Origin of the sequence: Paenibacillus sp. PK3_47, assembly GCF_023520895.1 — a bacterium.
Taxonomy (GTDB): Bacteria; Bacillota; Bacilli; order Paenibacillales; family Paenibacillaceae; genus Paenibacillus_AQ.
The window spans coordinates 2,443,217-2,459,935 of record NZ_CP026029.1 but is presented as its reverse complement, the minus strand read 5'-3'; the positions used below and the strand labels follow the sequence as shown (position 1 = coordinate 2,459,935).

12 protein-coding genes are annotated in these 16,719 nt (G+C 52.4%); 5 read left to right on the top strand and 7 right to left on the bottom strand.

The window, feature by feature from the left end; all coding sequences use genetic code 11:
• Positions 1-110 precede the first annotated feature (110 nt).
• Together C2I18_RS11010 and C2I18_RS11005 are read left to right on the top strand one after the other, a co-directional pair.
• Positions 111-485 carry a winged helix-turn-helix transcriptional regulator gene (locus C2I18_RS11010; RefSeq protein WP_249901221.1) on the top strand — a complete coding sequence of 125 codons (375 nt, stop codon included), beginning with the start codon at positions 111-113 and terminating at the stop codon, positions 483-485.
• An 89-nt stretch (positions 486-574) separates the two neighbouring features.
• Positions 575-1,711, top strand: coding sequence for an NADH-dependent flavin oxidoreductase (locus C2I18_RS11005; protein WP_249901220.1), 1,137 nt, complete (start codon positions 575-577; stop codon positions 1,709-1,711).
• Between the two features lie 69 nt (positions 1,712-1,780).
• Here the strand turns inward: C2I18_RS11005 and pepT are convergent, their stop codons facing one another.
• The 4 genes from pepT to C2I18_RS10985 form a co-directional block, all read right to left on the bottom strand.
• Positions 1,781-3,013 (bottom strand): peptidase T, encoded by a 1,233-nt coding sequence (pepT, locus tag C2I18_RS11000; protein WP_249901219.1) that lies wholly within the window; start codon positions 3,011-3,013, stop codon positions 1,781-1,783.
• 143 nt (positions 3,014-3,156) lie between these two features.
• Positions 3,157-3,828, bottom strand: a complete 672-nt coding sequence (locus tag C2I18_RS10995; RefSeq protein WP_249901218.1) for a class D sortase — start codon at positions 3,826-3,828, stop codon at positions 3,157-3,159.
• Positions 3,829-3,859: 31 nt separating this feature from the next.
• Positions 3,860-4,903, bottom strand: coding sequence for a hypothetical protein (locus C2I18_RS10990; RefSeq protein WP_249901217.1), 1,044 nt, complete (start codon positions 4,901-4,903; stop codon positions 3,860-3,862).
• Between the two features lie 483 nt (positions 4,904-5,386).
• Positions 5,387-6,403, bottom strand: a complete 1,017-nt coding sequence (locus tag C2I18_RS10985; protein ID WP_249902081.1) for an LLM class flavin-dependent oxidoreductase — start codon at positions 6,401-6,403, stop codon at positions 5,387-5,389.
• 783 nt (positions 6,404-7,186) lie between these two features.
• Between C2I18_RS10985 and C2I18_RS10980 the strand changes: the two genes are divergently transcribed.
• Complete coding sequence (locus C2I18_RS10980; protein WP_249901216.1) at positions 7,187-7,555, top strand: hypothetical protein; 369 nt, start codon at positions 7,187-7,189, stop codon at positions 7,553-7,555.
• Between the two features lie 918 nt (positions 7,556-8,473).
• On the opposite strand, the gene C2I18_RS10975 is transcribed toward C2I18_RS10980, so the two are convergent.
• The gene (locus C2I18_RS10975; RefSeq protein ID WP_249901215.1) at positions 8,474-9,451 is read right to left on the bottom strand and encodes a LacI family DNA-binding transcriptional regulator; all 978 of its coding nucleotides are present in this window, start codon (positions 9,449-9,451) and stop codon (positions 8,474-8,476) included.
• A 261-nt stretch (positions 9,452-9,712) separates the two neighbouring features.
• Here C2I18_RS10975 and C2I18_RS10970 point away from each other — a divergent pair, with 261 nt between their 5' ends.
• Positions 9,713-12,673 (top strand): ABC transporter substrate binding protein, encoded by a 2,961-nt coding sequence (locus tag C2I18_RS10970; protein ID WP_249901214.1) that lies wholly within the window; start codon positions 9,713-9,715, stop codon positions 12,671-12,673.
• A 77-nt stretch (positions 12,674-12,750) separates the two neighbouring features.
• Here C2I18_RS10970 and C2I18_RS10965 read toward each other — a convergent pair whose 3' ends face one another.
• Together C2I18_RS10965 and C2I18_RS10960 are read right to left on the bottom strand one after the other, a co-directional pair.
• Positions 12,751-14,142 carry an aldehyde dehydrogenase gene (locus C2I18_RS10965; protein WP_249901213.1) on the bottom strand — a complete coding sequence of 464 codons (1,392 nt, stop codon included), beginning with the start codon at positions 14,140-14,142 and terminating at the stop codon, positions 12,751-12,753.
• Between the two features lie 30 nt (positions 14,143-14,172).
• Positions 14,173-14,871, bottom strand: coding sequence for a Crp/Fnr family transcriptional regulator (locus C2I18_RS10960; RefSeq protein ID WP_249901212.1), 699 nt, complete (start codon positions 14,869-14,871; stop codon positions 14,173-14,175).
• Positions 14,872-15,017: 146 nt separating this feature from the next.
• Here C2I18_RS10960 and hcp point away from each other — a divergent pair, with 146 nt between their 5' ends.
• A complete protein-coding gene (gene hcp / locus C2I18_RS10955; protein ID WP_249901211.1) occupies positions 15,018-16,670 on the top strand; it encodes a hydroxylamine reductase in 1,653 nt (550 codons plus the stop codon).
• Positions 16,671-16,719 lie beyond the last annotated feature (49 nt).

Sequence of the window (16,719 nt, the reverse complement as noted above, 5' to 3'; positions counted from 1 at the left end):
GCAGGCCAAGCCTGCGGTCTTCACGTGTATATAGGGTCCCCTGAGCTGATGATGTGCGTATACCGGTTATTTTGTAGTATGATTAGGTCTGAAAGGGGGCAGAATCAACATTGGCAACGGAGATTAAGGACCGTATCAACCTTAAGGAAATCAATTGTGAAAAGGAGCTTACACTCGCAGTAATCGGAGGCAAGTGGAAGCTGATTATACTTTGGCATCTGGGGCTTGAAGGGACCAAGCGCTTCAGTGAGCTTAAGAAGCTCATTCCTCATATCACCCAGAAAATGCTGACCAACCAGCTCCGTGAACTCGAAGAAGACCAGCTTGTGCTGAGAAAAGTGTATGCCGAGGTTCCCCCGAGAGTAGAATATTCCCTGACGGAGTATGGGCAGAGTCTGCTTCCTGTGCTTCGCATGATGTATGACTGGGGTAAAAACTATGGGGAGAACGTCATCTGGAAGGATACGCCTCCCGAAGAGAGATGATCTGAAGATCAAAGCTTACTCCAGCCCGGGCCTAAGATAGGCCTGCAGCTATTTTAAAATAAACTAACCTGATGGAGGCGTTACAAGTTATGTCATCTACTGATTACAGCCAGCTGCTGGATTCATTAACACTTCATAATGGAGCTGTACTTAAAAACCGTGTGGTCATGGCGCCCATGACCAACTTCTCCTCCAATGAGGACGGGACGGTCTCTGAAGCGGAGCTGAACTACTACAGCCGCCGCTCCAAAGGCGTGGGAGCCGTAATAACTGCCTGTGCTTACGTAACACCTGACGGCAAAGGTTTCCCGGGCGAATTCGGCGCTGACCGTGACGAGCTGATTCCGAGCCTTCGCCAGCTGGCGGATGCGATCAAAAGCCAGGGTGCAAAGGCCATCCTGCAGATCTTCCACGGCGGGCGCCAGTGCCCTCCGGAATTGCTGCCGGACGGCCAGACGGTCAGCGCAAGCAGCGTAGCACCGGAGCAGCCGGGCGGAGGCCAGGGGCCGGTGCCGCGTGCACTGGAAGAAGAGGAGATTGTTAACATCATCTCGGCCTTCGGCACAGCAACCCGCCGGGCGATCGAAGCCGGCTTTGACGGCGTGGAGATCCACGGTGCGAACGGCTATCTGATCCAGCAGTTCTTCTCTCCGCATTCCAATACCCGCGAAGACCGCTGGGGCGGAAGTCTGGAGAAGCGCCTGACCTTCCCGCTGGCTGTCCTGCGTGAAGTCAAAGGAATCGTGCAAGAGAATGCCAAGGAGCCGTTCATTGTCGGTTACCGCTTCTCCCCGGAGGAGCCGGAAACGCCGGGAATCACGATGGCCGAAACCTTCGAGCTGATCGATGCGCTCAAAGGAGAAGGTCTGGACTACCTGCATGTGTCGCTGCAGGATTTCTGGTCACTGCCGCGCCGGGGAACGGAAGACAGCCGTCCGCGGATCGAGCAGATTGTCGACCGTGCAGGACAAGGCGTTCCGGTAATTGGTGTGGGTTCCCTGTATACGGCAGAGGACGCACTCAAAGCTATGGGGACCGGAATCAGCCTGGTAGCTCTGGGCCGTCCGCTGCTGATTGATCCTGACTGGGTGCAAAAGGTAGCCGAAGGACGTGCCGGTGAAATCGACACAGAGCTGGACACCTCGGCACAGGAAGCGCTTGTCATCCCGGACCCGCTCTGGGGAGCGCTTGTCAATACGCCGGGCTGGCTGCCGCTTAAGGGGTAAGGTATCGGTCTGTAAATGCAAAAAACCTCCGTTCTCCCACTGATGGGAGGCCGGAGGTTTTTGGTCTGCTTAGGCTTTTTGTTCGAACAGCTTGGCGATTTCTACGATTACCTGTACAGCCTGGAGCATGACGTCCACCGAAGCATACTCGAATTTGCCGTGGAAGTTCTCGCCTCCGGTAAAGATATTCGGTGTAGGCAGTCCCATATAAGACAACTGCGAGCCGTCCGTTCCGCCGCGGACCGGGCGGATAACCGGGGTGATGCCTAGGTTCAGCATGGCTTCTTCGGCGATATCCACGATGTGGCGCACAGGCTCGATTTTTTCACGCATGTTGTAATACTGGTCATTCATCTCCAGCACGATGCTGTCTGCACCGTATGTGGACTGGAATTCATCTACAATGGCGGCGATAGTAGCCTTGCGGTTCTCAAACTGTGTGCGGTCAAAATCGCGGATAATGTAGCTCAGCTTGCTCAGCTCTGCCGTTCCCTGCATGGAAGCCAGGTGGTAGAAGCCTTCATAGCCGTCCGTGAACTCCGGCGCTTCCCCGGCAGGCAGTCTCAGGTGGAAGGCCATCGCGATTTTTGAGGAATGAATCATTTTACCTTTGGCGGTACCTGGATGGACATTGACGCCTTTGAAGGTGATTTTGGCTGCGGAAGCATTAAAGGTTTCATATTCCAGCTCTCCGAGCGGCCCGCCGTCAACGGTATAGGCATAGGAGGCACCGAAGGCAGCAACATCAAACTTATGAGGTCCGCGCCCGATCTCTTCATCAGGAGTAAAAGCAATTCTGATCTTGCCGTGCTTGATCTCCGGATGACTTAGCAGATAATCCATAGCGGTCATGATCTCGGCGATCCCGGCTTTGTTGTCCGCTCCCAGCAGTGTTGTTCCGTCCGTAGTAATAAGCGTATGCCCTTTGTATCCGGCCAGCTCGGGAAAGCTTTCTGAAGAGAGAATGATGTTCTGCGCCTGGTTCAGGACAATATCGTTTCCGTCGTAATTCTCAATAATTTGCGGCTTCACATTAGTCCCTGTAAAGTCGGTTGCCGTATCCAGATGCGCCAGGAAGCCGATAGTCGGCACATCCTTGTCGGTGTTTGCAGGCAGCGAGGCCATTACGTACGCATGCTCGTCCATCGTCACATCCTCAAGCCCGAGAGCCTGAAGCTCCTCCACCAGCTTGCGGGCCAGCACCATCTGCCCCGGGGTGGACGGACAGGTGTCATTATCCTCATTGGATTGGGTGTCTATTTCTGCATAGGAAACAAAGCGCTTGATCAGCTCTTCTTTCACAGTAGGTCATCTCCTCTTCATTTCGCGCAAAAAACGTCCGTTCCTTTGAATAAAAGGTTCAGCCGCCTCTGCTGTTCGTATGTCTATCATATCATGTTCAGCGATGAAGTCTCATCTCTGTACGCAAGGGTCCAGCGGCTCTGTTATTTGGTCAACGGTTCGTGACGGAGCAGGGCTGCAGAGAGCAGATAGCGGTCGGGTGCAGAACCAACATAGGAAAAAGGATAACAGGTAATCAGCGTCAGCACCGCATCATCACTGTCTTGAATGGCTCCCCGTTCTTCACCGTCAACAATGACACTCCCGGTTACTTCGTAGATGAACCTTCCGTCCGCCGTCTCCACTTCAATTAAGTCCTGCTTCTTCAGTCTGCCCAAGCCGCGGAATACCGTATCGCGGTGACCGGCGAGCACACTGTTGCCGGCAGCGCCGATTACCGCACTCCCTTCATAATGGCCGGCGCCTTTCTTTAGCTGCGGACGCTGTGTTCCTTCGAGAATAGCAGCTCTTGTCCCCAGCCTGGGAAAATAAATTTCACCGATGACATCGCCATCCCGTTGAGGTCTGCTGGAAGTGCGTCTCTCTACGGCAAGATTTATCATTTCCGCAGTGAGCGGAGTTTCTTCATTCGTGAGATTTAGCTCTGCATGAGCAGGACTGATGAGAGCTTCCTCCCTCTTTTTCTCCCACGCCTTGAGTGCATGGCCTGCTTCAGCAGGGGCTTTAAGGATCTGCACGGCAGAGTATACCAGCAGGATGGAAGAGAGTATGAGGATCAGCCTCATGGCAATAACGAGACCGGAACGCTTATTCATATACTCTCCTCCGTCAGCGGATTGATCTGGCTTACTTCTTTGAATTCAGTCTGCGCAGCACGATAACACTAAAGATGGCGACAGCCATGCTGATCAGGAGCAGGTTATACCAGGGCTCTGCGGTATCCGGCAGTTTATCTCCAGTGTCAGGACCCGAGAGCGGAAGCTCATCATCGTCCAGTGTCACCTCATTGTCCGGCGAAGGAGTGGCTGTATTTGTAGAGCCGCTGCCCCCCGCGTCCGGTGCAGGTGATGCTTCATGGTCTGTACCGCCCAGCGGAACAGGACCTTCACTAACGCTTATCTCTTCCGGATCAGGAGAAGCTGTTAGAGCCGGTGCTGCAGTTGGAGCAGGAGATGGCCCTGGCGTAATGATGACTCCGGGGACCGGCGTGCTTCCCGCAGTTGGTGCAGCTGTCGGTATACTGCCCGGCGTAGTGCCAGGTCCGCTTGAAGGATCGGGTGAAGCAGAAGCGGCAGGTGTGGCGCTCGGGCCTGCTGAAGGATCAGGTGATGCGGAAGCGGCAGGTGTGGTGCCAGGGCTTGCTGAAGGATCAGGTGAAGCGGAAGCAGCAGGTGTGGCGCTCGGCTCAGCGGAAGGTTCCGGTGAAGCCGATGCGGAGAAGCCGAAGGTAACGCTTGTAGTCTTCCCCTGATACTCATTTCCGGATTCCAGCGGAAAGGTTACATCCATCTGGATGACTTCCCGTCCGCCGGCGGCAAGCGATCCTACAGCAATTCTCCCCTCAGCCTCGCTCATGACGCCCGAATAGAGGATTACTCCCTCTTTTTGCAGGGTCATTTGCAGGATTTTGAACAATTCTTCATTACCTGAGCCGAATTTGAAGTCGACAAAGTAATCGATCCGCTCATTTCCATCATTAATTACCGTATAATTCGAAGCCATCGTATCTCCAGGCTGCATATTATCCATAATGGCTTTGCTTGTGGTATGCGAATTGACTGTAAGTTTGATCGTATCTTCCGCACTTACACCTCCGGCATGCCAGATAACGCCAGCCAGAACGATTAGAATATAGACACCTATTGCAGCCGACTGATACCTCTTCTTCAATCCCACCGCTCCTTTCTTCCGTAAGAACAATCCTGCCCCCGGCACGCTCGACAAATCCCTGCCTGAATCGTGCCATTTCCTTATGAATCGTCAAAATAAGTGGTTTTGTGTAGAACTACTAAATATAATGATGGGTAAATCCTCGAAGAGCGGGGCTAAGAAGTGAAGCTCTATGTATGTTCGTTATAACGAATATCTAAAGTATAATTTAAATTAGAGATAAAGAAAAACGGGAGAAATTAGATTCAAGACACAAATTTAGCGGTTTGGAGCTATTAATAGGCAGTTTTTTCTATATAACTCCTGCTTGCTTTATATTTATTGATTTTACGTACAAATCATTTGGTTTTTATAAAGAACAAAGACTGGGCCTGGTTTTTAAAAAGGCATAAAAAAACAAGGTGAATATCAGACAGGGAGCTAATGCTTCCCGGACCTGATATTCGCCTTGCCGGTTACTGCCGTGGAACACGGCAGGGGGGCTTAATTAGCTTTAAAAAGCTCTGCTACAAGCTCATAGGAATGCAAACGGGCGGCATGGTCGTAAATCTGCGAGGCGATGATGAACTCATCGGCATCTGTTTCTTCTACTATCTGCAAGAGTCTCTCTGTGATTCCTGCCGGATCACCAGCGATGGAATACTGCTGTTTGTCCATCAGGAGTGCTCTTTCCTGTGGTGACCAGAGGCTCTCCATGTCATCCACCGGAGGCTGAAGCTTGCCGGTACGTCCGCGGATAATATTCAGGAACTGCTGCTGCTGCGAAGTAGCGAGCCAGCGTGCGGCTCCTGCCGTGTCAGCGGCAGTGATGCCGAGACCAACCATGACATGCGGCTTATCGAGCACCTCCGATGGTCTGAAGTTCGTGCGGTACAGATGCAGTGCAGGCAGCAGGTAATCCGGCGCGAAGTGGCTGGCAAAGGCAAACGGCAGACCGAGCTGGGCTGCCAGCTGTGCGCTGAAGCCGCTGGATCCAAGCAGCCAGATTGGCACATTCAGGCCTTCCCCGGGCGTAGCGCGAACGCCTAGCGGACGGGAGCCTGCCCCGTTCGGATCGAAGTATGCTCTAAGCTCGCTGAGCTGCTCCGGGAATTCGCTGCCGTCGCTGCCCAGGCCGCGGCGCAGCGCTCTTGCAGCCGCCTGGTCAGAGCCGGGCGCTCTGCCGAGTCCGAGGTCGATACGTCCCGGGAACAGAGACTCCAGTGTACCGAATTGCTCGGCAATCATCAGCGGTGCATGGTTGCTCAGCATGATGCCGCCTGAGCCGACACGGATATGCTTGGTACCGGCAGCGACATGCCCGATAACCACAGAGGTAGCTGAGCTGGCAATACCCGTCATATTATGATGTTCCGCCAGCCAGTAGCGGTGGTATCCCCACTCTTCGGCATGTCGGGCTAAATCGAGTGTGTTATGAAGTGAATCCGCAGCGGTTCCGCCCTCAACAATCGGAGCCAGATCCAGCACGGAAATCGGAATGTCACGCAGTTGTTTCACAATAGTCCCTCCCGTAATAATGCCGCAGCATTTAATCGCAAGTATGCGCAGATATAACTAATCTACCCCAATATTATAACATGAATTAATATTATTTACCCACTTTAAGTAAGTGGTACCGGGAGTATGGGTGGAAATAAGGAGTATAAAGGGGAATGAAAGGGATGCAAGTAGTGCAAGGGGGACAAAATAGGGGGCATATAAAGGGATGAAAGAGGTCATTAATAGGCTGTGAAGAGGGCATTACAGAGGTCGTGAAGAGGGCATTACAGAGGTCGTGAAGAGGGCATTACAGAAGGTCGTGAAGAGGACGTTACGGAGGGCGTGAAGAGGACATTACGGAGGGCGTGAAGAGCACATAACAGAGGTCGTGAAGAGGACATTACGGAGGTCGTGAAGAGGACATAACAGAGGTCGTGAAGAGGACATTACGGAGGTCGTGAAGAGGACATAACAGAGGTCGTGAAGAGGACATAATAGAGGTCGTAAGAAGTCTTGAGGAAGACATAAGAGGACTAAAAAGGACATGTAAAGAGAGGTCATAAAAGAGGTTGAATAGGGGTTCTTAGCGTATATTGTGCTGGACTGAACTATAGTCACGTATGCGAGTGATCATTTACGCTGTGCTAAACATCTACGTCTGGAGCAGGGCTAAAAGGGATAGTTCTTCACTAAAGGACTAATACGCCATACGGGTAGTATCGAAACGTACGACTATTAATCGAATCATGTCGAAGGTTGCGAGCGGGCGCATGATCTGGAAGTGAGCAGTGGAGTCGAGATGAAATGGGCGCAACCAGGCACAGGGGCGGAATTAACGGGAAAACTCCCGTTGAATTGAGTGAAATCAAGCGCAGGGGCGGAATCAACGGGAAAAGTCCCGTTGAATTGGGTGAAACCAAGCGCGGCGGCGGAATCAACGGGAAAAGTCCCGTTGAATTGGGTGAAACCAAGCGCGGCGGCGGAATCAACGGGAAAAGTCCCGTTGAATTGGGTGAAACCAAGCACGGCGGCGGAATCAACGGGAAAAGTCCCGTTGAATTGGGTGAAACCAGGCGCGACGGCGGAATCAACGGGAAAAGTCCCATTGAATTGGGTGAAATCAGGCGCGGCGGCGGAATCAACGGGAAAAGTCCCGCAAATCCCGGCGATTGAGGGGGAGTAGCGGGAGTGGCATGGGTAACTCTGAATTAACTCCAAAAGTATGTGGTCGGAAGAGGGTACTTAAGAGCAGGCTTTACATCAGCAGGAATCAAAAGCACTAATACCTCTGAATCCGGCTAATTGTCCACATCGGCCGGAATCAAAGGCACTTATACCTCCGAATCCGGCTAATTGTCCACATCGGCCGGAATCAAAGGCACTTATACCTCCGAATCCGGCTAATTGTCCACATCGGCCGGAATCAAAAGCACTAATACCTCTGAATCCGGCTAATTGTCCACATCGGCCGGAATCAAAAGCACTAATACCTCTGAATCCGACTAATTGTGCACATCGGCCGAAATCAAAAGCACTTATACCTCCGAATCCGGCTAATTGTCCACATTGGCCGAAATGAAAGGCACTTATACCTCTGAATTCGGCTAATTGTCCATATTGGCCGAAATCAAAAGCACTAATACCTCTGAATCCGGCTAATTGTCCACATCATCCGGAATCAAGAGCACTTATACCTCTGAATCCGGCTATTAGCCTGCGTAAGTTTATGAAGAAGCCATTTTGCCTCGGATTTCAGCCCCGGATGCAGGCAAGCGGGAGGAAGGTTACTGGTAATACCGGGAATCAGCTCCTGTGCAACAGAGGTTGCTTGGCATTTTCACATACTGTGAATCCGGCGATTAGCCCCCGTAAGTTGAAGGCAGAAGCCATTTTGCCTCAAACTTCAGCCCTGGATGCAGGCAAGCGGGAGAAAGGTTACTGGTAATACCAAAGAATCAGCTCCTGTGCATTAAAGTTAGAGGTAGAGGTTGCCTGGCACTTTTACAAACCCTGACCCGCATTCCCCTCAAACCGAGCCCCTCCCCCCAGCGCCCCGGCCCACTCACAATCCGCCACGCCTCCAGCCCCCTCTCAAGTCGTAGCCCCTTCCTCCAGCTCCACCGGCAGTATATACTCTGCAGCAACCGCTCCGCCGTCTACCTGCCGGATGATCAGGTCGACGGCAAGCTTGCCCATCTCTTCAACAGGCTGGCGGATGGTGCTGAGCTGCGGGGCAAGCAGCTTGCGCAGTGCAATTCCGTCATAGCCGACAATGCGTACATCTTCAGGGACGTTCAGGCCCCGCTCCCGGCAGGTTTTAAGTGCGTAGGCAGCAATAATGTCACTGCCGGCAAAAATGCCATCTATGCCGGGATGCTCGCGGAACAGCTGGTCCAGGAGACGCTCATAAGCCTCCTCGTCAAAGCTGTCATTGTCTGTATGCAGCGAAGTGTGCCAAGTATTCATTTTGCCGGCGGTATCCCTAAAGGCTTCGTAACGCAGACGGGACAGAATGTGGAGCTCCGGGTGTCCTCCGATATGGGCAATTCTTGTGCAGCCCTTGTTGATTAACAAGGAAGTGGCGAGCACGCCGCCCCCGTAATTGTCAGAGCAGACATAGGGAATTTCTGCGGAAATCCGGCGGTCAAAGGTAACCAGCGGCAGACTCATCTGGCGGTAAGCATCCACTTCAAGGGTATGGCTGCCCATTATGATACCGTCCACCCGGCTGGCCCTCAGCATATCGATATATTCCAGTTCCTTGGTTTTGTCGTGCTGGGAATTGCAGAGCAGAAGCTTATAGCCCTGAAGGTAAGCATGCTCTTCAATATGGCTGGTTAATTCTGCGAAAAAGGGATGCGAAACATGGGGAATAATCAGCCCGATAATGTTGGATTTGGAACGGCTGAGTGAACGGGCCAGCTCATTGGGCCGGTAGTTCAGCTCATCCATCGCGCTGTGTACCCTTTTTTTCAGCTCTTCACTTAAATATCCCCTGTTGTTGAGCACCCTGGATACGGTTGTGGCCGAGACGCCAGCCCGCAGCGCAACGTCTTTAATTGTGGGCATGGGACTGCCTCCTGTCTAAGCGGTTCTATGTAAATTGATTCTAACTTGGATGCGGTGGCACTGTCTATGAAGCCAAGCTTCCTCTGATTATTATGATATTTAAAGTTATTTAAAAATTAGGGTTTTCCCACTCCCCGTTTCCTCATATAATGGAAGAAAATCGTCATTTTTTGCACATAAAAAGAGCAGGGGGAACGGGCTAAAAGTTCAATTTGTCTAAGGCCCGCTGTTGACTTGGGAATGGCGAATGGGAGTGTAGTAATGGAAGAAGTGAAATTTCATCACAAGGGATTAAAAGGCTGGCTTCTGCTTCTATTTATCATGCTCTGCACTGCATGGCTTCAGCCGGGTTCAGCCGGCGCTGACGGGAGTCCTCTTCAGAATGTGCTGGTGCTGCACTCCTATCAAAAGGGCTTCGCCTGGACAGATGACCAGGGGGACGGCATTGAAAAACATCTCAATCATACCTCCAATCCGCCGATAGTCTACACGGAATTTATGGACTGGAAACGTTACCCCAGCAAGGAAAACCTCGAACAGTTCTACCATATGATCAAGCTCAAATACCAGTCTGTCCATATTGATGCCGTTATCACTACCGACGATGCGGCTATGAACTTTGCCATGGAATACCGCAGGGAGCTTCTGAACGATGCGCCAATTATATTCAGCGGAATAAATAAGCTGGGTGTGGACGCCATTCCCGATAAGCGGAATATTACCGGAGTTATTGAAGAGATTGATCCGACGGAGACGATACGGATGGCAATGGAGATTAACCCGTCCATCCGCAACGTGTATGTCATATTTGACAATAGTGAGAGCGGACTCTCCACCGGTAAAATAACCATGGACAGAATCAAATCAATGGATCACGGACTTCAGGTCTTCCCCATGAACCAGTATTCCACTGAAGAAATTATAAGCCGGACTGCAAATTTGCCACCGGACAGCATTGTACTGATGACTACCTATTACAGTGATTCGACCGGAAGGATTATTGAATTTGACCGGTTCTCCAGCGAGCTTGGCCGCAGCAGCGCAGTTCCGGTATATCATATCTATGATTTCAGCCTAAACCACGGAGCTTTTGGCGGAAGCCTGATCAGCGGCACCATTGAAGGTGAGACCGCTGCAGATCTGGCCTTACGGGTGCTGCAGGGTGAGAAGGCGGATGACATTCCGGTCGTCGCGGACAGCAGCATGAGGAGAGTATTTGATTACAGGGAGCTGGAACGTTTTGATGTTGCACTGGACCGGCTGCCGGAGGGCAGCGAAGTCATCAACAAGCCGTTCTCCTTCTATGAAACCTACAGGGGGCTGGTGATTGGCACGGCGGTGGCCTTTGCGATACTGCTCGCATTTATTCTGGTTTTATTATTTTATGTGCAGCTGGTGAAGCGGATCCGGAATAAGCTGCAAAAAAGCAACGAACGGTTCAGTCTGGCCACCTATGGCGCGGATGCGGTCATCTGGGATGTCGACATGTCTACCATGCTGTATTACTTCTCGGACAGCTGGTACGAGCTGCTTGGTTATGAGCGGAATGAAGTAGGCGAAAGCCGCGGAGGCTGGAGAGAGCTTATCCACCCTGAGGATGCCGAGCAGGAAGACCGGCAGCGGAAGCTGCATCTGGAGGGGCGGACCTCCTACTATTACAGCGAATACCGGATGCGGAGCAAAGCCGGCGAATATATATGGTTCCAGGCACGTGGCAAGGTGCTGCGCAGCGAGAGCGGTGGTTACGTGCGTTTTGCCGGTTCCATGGTGGATGTAACCGACCGCAAGGGCTATGAGAGCAAGCTGCAGATGAGCTATCAGGAGCTGGAGTCGACCTATGAGGAGCTTACAGCGCTGCAGGACGAGCTGATGGAGCAGTATACGAAGCTTGTTGAGAACCAGGGGCTGCTGAAGACGAGTGAAGAGAAGTACCGGCAGCTGGCATATAACGATGTGCTGAGCGGCCTGCCGAACCGGCTGTCCCTTACCGAAGAGCTGACAGGACTCACCCGGGAACATGCGGGAGTCCGTGCGGCCTTGTTCTTTCTGGACATTGATAATTTCAAGTATATTAATGATACGCTGGGGCATTCGTTCGGGGACGAGCTGCTGGTTAAGGTCGGGGAACGGCTGCTGGGACTTGCGGACGAGCGGAAAAGGCACTTCCGTTTCGGCGGAGATGAGTTCGTTATTCTTTTCAGGGAGGTGGACGGAAGTGATGAGGTTAATGCCTTTGCACAGTCGCTGGTTCAAGTCTTCCGGGAACCGTTCCAGCTGAATGCAAGTGCGGTTCATGTCTCTACAAGCATCGGAATTGCCCAATATCCGGAGCACGGAAATAATGCGGAAGAACTCCTGAAGAATGCCGATATTGCGATGTATAAAGCGAAGGAAGCGGGTAAAGGAACCTATGTGATGTATGGACAAGTAATGCAGCAGCATTTTGATGAACGGATGATTCTGGAAAAGCACTTAAGAACGGCAATCCCGAATAATGAGCTTTCGCTTCATTATCAGCCGCTGGTGGATACCGCCTCCGGAGAAGTATGGGGCTTCGAGGCGCTGATCCGCTGGAACAGTCCGGTGCTGGGATTCGTATCGCCGCTGTCCTTCATCAAAGTCGCTGAAGACTGCCGGCTCATTGTCCCCATCGGTGAATGGGTGCTGCGTTCGGCCTGCCGTTTTATTAAAGATCTGAATGCCCGCGGCTATGGAAATTACCATGTATCAGTAAATATATCCGTGATCCAGCTGATGCTCGAGGATTTCACGGATATGGTATGCGGAATTCTCCGCGAAACCGGACTGCCGCCGGAATATCTGGAGCTGGAAATTACAGAGTCGATCTTTATGGAGTCCTTCGAGGCCATCGCGTCCAAGCTTGAGACACTAAAGAAGAGGGGCATCGGTATTGCCCTGGACGACTTTGGCACAGGCTACTCTTCCCTGAGTTATCTGAAGCAGCTGCCGATTACGACACTGAAAATAGACAAATCCTTTATCGACAGTATCGATGCACCTAACAACAGATCACTTGCCAATTCGATTGTAACTATAGGTCACGATATGGGCCTGAGCGTTACAGCGGAAGGTGTGGAGACTCCGGAGCAGCTCGCCTTCCTCGGACGGACGCATTGCGACAAAGTGCAGGGCTATCTCATCAGCAGGCCTATACCTGAGCATGAGGTTGCGGGCTGGGTAGAGGGCAGGAAAGCCGGCTGAGAAGATACCCCGGGATAAAACAAAAGGAACTTCCTGTAACGGAGGTTCCTTTTTTGCTGTTCGTGCCGCCCAGTCCGCTACTTAAGCAGCTTGCGGGCCAGCTTGATTTTGTCCCCGTAAGGCGGGTAGACAATGCCCAGATCCGGCTTGGTGCCTCTTTTGACGATGCTTTTGCGGTGGGAAAAAAGCTCGAAGCTGTGCTTGCCGTGATATCCGCCGATGCCGGAATTGCCGACACCTCCGAACGGCAGGTGAGGGCTGGCGACATGGGTAATCGTGTCATTAATGCAGCCTCCGCCAAAAGAAACGCGGCTCAGCACCTCCTGCTCGATCCCCTTGTCCTGTGTAAACAGATACAGGGCCAGCGGCTTCGGCCGATCGTTAATACTGCTGATGGCATCTTCCAGCGTGCTGTACTCCGTAATTGGCAGCACAGGTCCGAAAATCTCCTCCTGCATGGCGGCATCCTTCCAATCCGCGGGGTAGAGCAGAGTGGGGGCAATGTACAGATCTTCAACAGCCATGTCTCCACCGGTAATCACCTTCTCCCGGTCCTGTTCCACCATTGCAGCAATCCGCTGATGCTGCCGCTCGTTGACGATCCGCCCATACTCTGTATTCTTCCGGATGTCCTGCCCGTAAAAGTCTGAAATGCAGGATTTCATCCGGGCAATCAGCTCTGCTGCAACCTCCCTGTGGACAAGCAGATAATCAGGTGCGATACAGGTCTGGCCGGCATTGATCAGCTTGCCCCAGATAATCCGCTTGGCGGCAATGTCCAGGTTGGCGCTTTTGTCGACGATAACCGGGCTTTTTCCGCCAAGCTCCAGCGTTACAGGCACCAGGTTTTTGGCCGCCGCTTCCATAACAATTTTGCCGACAGGGACACTGCCGGTGAAAAAAATGTAATCAAAGGGAGCGTGAATCAGCAGATTTGTCGTTTCCTTCTCTCCCTGGATCACCCGGATGTAGGAGGAATCAAAGGTATCCCGGATCATGCCCTCGACTACAGCAGAGACGGCCGGGGTGCTCTCTGAAGGCTTCAGTACAGCGCAGTTTCCGGCAGCAATTGCCCCGATCAGCGGCTCAATCAGCAGCTGAAACGGATAATTGAAAGGGCCGATAATGAGCACCGTTCCGTAAGGCTCGCTCATAATTATACTTTTGCCGGGGAACATGTGCAGCGGGGATTTGACACGTACCGGCTTCATCCAGCGTTTGAGATGCTTCATCATATAACCGATACTGTCGAGTGTAAAGCCGATCTCTGTGGCATAGGCCTCAAATTCACTTTTGCCCAAATCCTGTTTCAGGGCGGCAATAATACGGGCTTCACTGCGCCGGATGGCGTCCTTCAGCTTCTGGAGCTGTTCCAGCCGGAAGGCAGCCTCCCGCGTAGCTCCACTGTGAAAAAAGCGCCGGTGTTCACCCAGCATATTCTCCACGCCTTGTGCGGTTATTTTGAGCATTGTATACCCTCCACTTTTAGTAATAACTGTTCAACCGGAAATGTTATCGCCTTTGCGCATGTATTCTTGCATCTCCCGGCTGTTCAGCAGCGTAATATGGCTTCCTTTAAATTCGATCCAGCCCATGTCACGCAGCAGGCCCATTTCACGGGAGAGTGAAGGACGGGCTGTATTGAGATGCTCTGCCCATTCTTTTCTGCTGAAAGGAAGCTTGATCTGGTCCGAATCCTGCAGAGCCGCCTGCTCCAGCAAAAAGTTGACCACACGCCGCCGCAGGGAGCCGGCTGACAAAATTTCAATCTTGCGGTTCACCATCACGAGGCGGTTGGAAAGATTCTCAATGAAACGGGTAAGCATGTCCGTATCCGCCGTGAACAGGCGCAGCAGCTCCTGCTTGCTGATGAACATCACCGAGCAGGGGCCGGTGGCGGTCACTGTGGCGGGGACGATATTTTCCCTGCGGAACAGCACGGCTTCTCCGATGGTTTGTCCCCCGCTGAGATGGGCAATCGTCACGCTGCTGCCGGTAGGGTGGGTTTTCTGTACCTCTATGCGGCCTGACAGCACGATGCCGATCCGGTCGGCGATATCCCCTTCAGCCAGGATCAGTGCATTTTTATGATAATTATGAACGGTATAGATCATCGTGTTCAGCAGGGATTCAATGTCTTCCACGGATTTCTCCCGGAACAGGAGGCAGGATTGCAGTACAGCAGGGTCCGGTCTCATAAATTTCCTCCAAATTTACGGCTTCCGGTAACATCCGTTACCGATTCTATGGCGAAAGTCTACTACAATAAGCTGTAACTGTAAAGGCGGGACGAACATGGTTCTGCCAGTGCCAAATTATATTAATAACAGGGAGTGAACGTGCAATGAGCAGCATGTTTTGTTTTCAATGTCAGGAAGCGGCTAAGGGAACGGGCTGTACCATACAGGGAGTATGCGGCAAAACCAGTGAAGTAGCGAATCTTCAGGATCTGATGATTTATACGCTGAAGGGCATTTCCATCTTTGCACGCCAGGGACGGGAGCAAGGCATCAGGGATGCAGCCACCGAAAAGTTTATTATAGAGAGCATGTTCGCAACAATTACCAATGCCAATTTTGTACCTGAGAGCTTTATTGAGAGAATCAGAGAGGGGCTTGTCATCCGCGATCAGTGGAGCAGCAGACTTCAGGAGGCCGGTGCAGAAGTTCCTATGGCACAGCATGATGCCGCACTCTGGACTGCCGGTACGGAAGAGGAGCTGCTGGCGAAGTCGGAGACCGTAGGTGTACTTTTCACCGAGAATGAGGATATCCGCTCCCTGCGGGAGCTTTTGACTTACGGGCTGAAAGGTATGGCTGCTTACATGGAGCATGCCGCAGTGCTGAACCATTATGACGAAGGTGCGCATGCTTTTATGGAAAAAGGCCTGGTATCCACGCTCGATGACAGCCTTACTGCTGACGAGCTGGTGGCTCTGGTTATGGAATGCGGCAAGCACGGTGTGGATGTAATGGCGCTGCTTGACCGGGCGAATACTTCAACCTACGGCAATCCGGAGATTACCAAGGTCAATATCGGAGTAGGCAGTAACCCGGGCATCCTGATCAGCGGACATGACCTGAAGGATATGGAAGAGCTGCTGAAACAGACGGAAGGCACCGGCGTGGATGTCTACACCCACAGCGAGATGCTCCCGGCCCACTACTATCCTGCATTCAAAAAATACAGCCATTTCGTAGGCAACTACGGCAATGCCTGGTGGAAGCAGGCGGAGGAGTTCGACAGCTTCAACGGTCCGATCCTGATGACCACGAACTGTATCGTGCCGCCGAAGGCAGGTTACATCGACCGTTTGTATACGACAGGAAATACCGGATTCCCGGGCGTTCGCCACATTTCCGCCGGGGCAGACGGGGTGAAGGACTTCTCCTCCATCATTGAACAGGCCAAGGGCTGCGCGGCTCCGATTGAGATCGAGACCGGGGAGATTGTCGGCGGGTTCGCTCATGCAGCCGTTATGGGTGTTGCGGACCAGGTGGTCGAGGCTGTTCAGACGGGGGCGATCAAACAGTTCTTCGTGATGGCAGGCTGCGACGGCCGGATGAAGAGCCGCAATTATTACACCGATTTTGCCTCTGAGCTGCCTGGAGATACCGTAATTCTTACCGCAGGCTGTGCGAAGTATAAATACAACAAGCTTGACCTCGGGGATATCGGCGGAATTCCGCGTGTACTGGATGCCGGGCAGTGCAACGATTCTTATTCGCTTGTTGTGATTGCGCTGAAGCTGAAGGAGGTATTCGGCCTTGATGATGTCAATGATCTGCCGATCTCCTACAACATTGCCTGGTATGAACAAAAGGCGGTTATTGTCCTGCTGGCCCTCTTGTACCTGGGTGTGAAGAATATCCATCTTGGACCTACGCTCCCTGCTTTCCTCTCGCCGAATGTGGCGAAGGTGCTGGTCGACAACTTCGGAATCGGCGGCATCACTACCGTGCAGGAAGATATGGAACGGTTCATGGCCGTTGTATAAAAAATGAATGCTGAATAAATATAGCCGAAGGGAACCTCCGTGCACAGTG

Bases quoted from the DNA above. Each gene is read 5' to 3' on its own strand.
- C2I18_RS10960 (WP_249901212.1), bottom strand. From the start codon at position 14,871: ATGAGACCGGACCCTGCTGTACTGCAATCCTGCCTCCTGTTCCGGGAG.
- C2I18_RS10970 (WP_249901214.1), top strand. From the start codon at position 9,713: ATGGAAGAAGTGAAATTTCATCACAAGGGATTAAAAGGCTGGCTTCTG.
- C2I18_RS10965 (WP_249901213.1), bottom strand. From the start codon at position 14,142: ATGCTCAAAATAACCGCACAAGGCGTGGAGAATATGCTGGGTGAACAC.
- C2I18_RS10975 (WP_249901215.1), bottom strand. From the start codon at position 9,451: ATGCCCACAATTAAAGACGTTGCGCTGCGGGCTGGCGTCTCGGCCACA.
- C2I18_RS10980 (WP_249901216.1), top strand. From the start codon at position 7,187: ATGGGCGCAACCAGGCACAGGGGCGGAATTAACGGGAAAACTCCCGTT.
- C2I18_RS11005 (WP_249901220.1), top strand. From the start codon at position 575: ATGTCATCTACTGATTACAGCCAGCTGCTGGATTCATTAACACTTCAT.
- C2I18_RS10995 (WP_249901218.1), bottom strand. From the start codon at position 3,828: ATGAATAAGCGTTCCGGTCTCGTTATTGCCATGAGGCTGATCCTCATA.
- hcp (WP_249901211.1), top strand. From the start codon at position 15,018: ATGAGCAGCATGTTTTGTTTTCAATGTCAGGAAGCGGCTAAGGGAACG.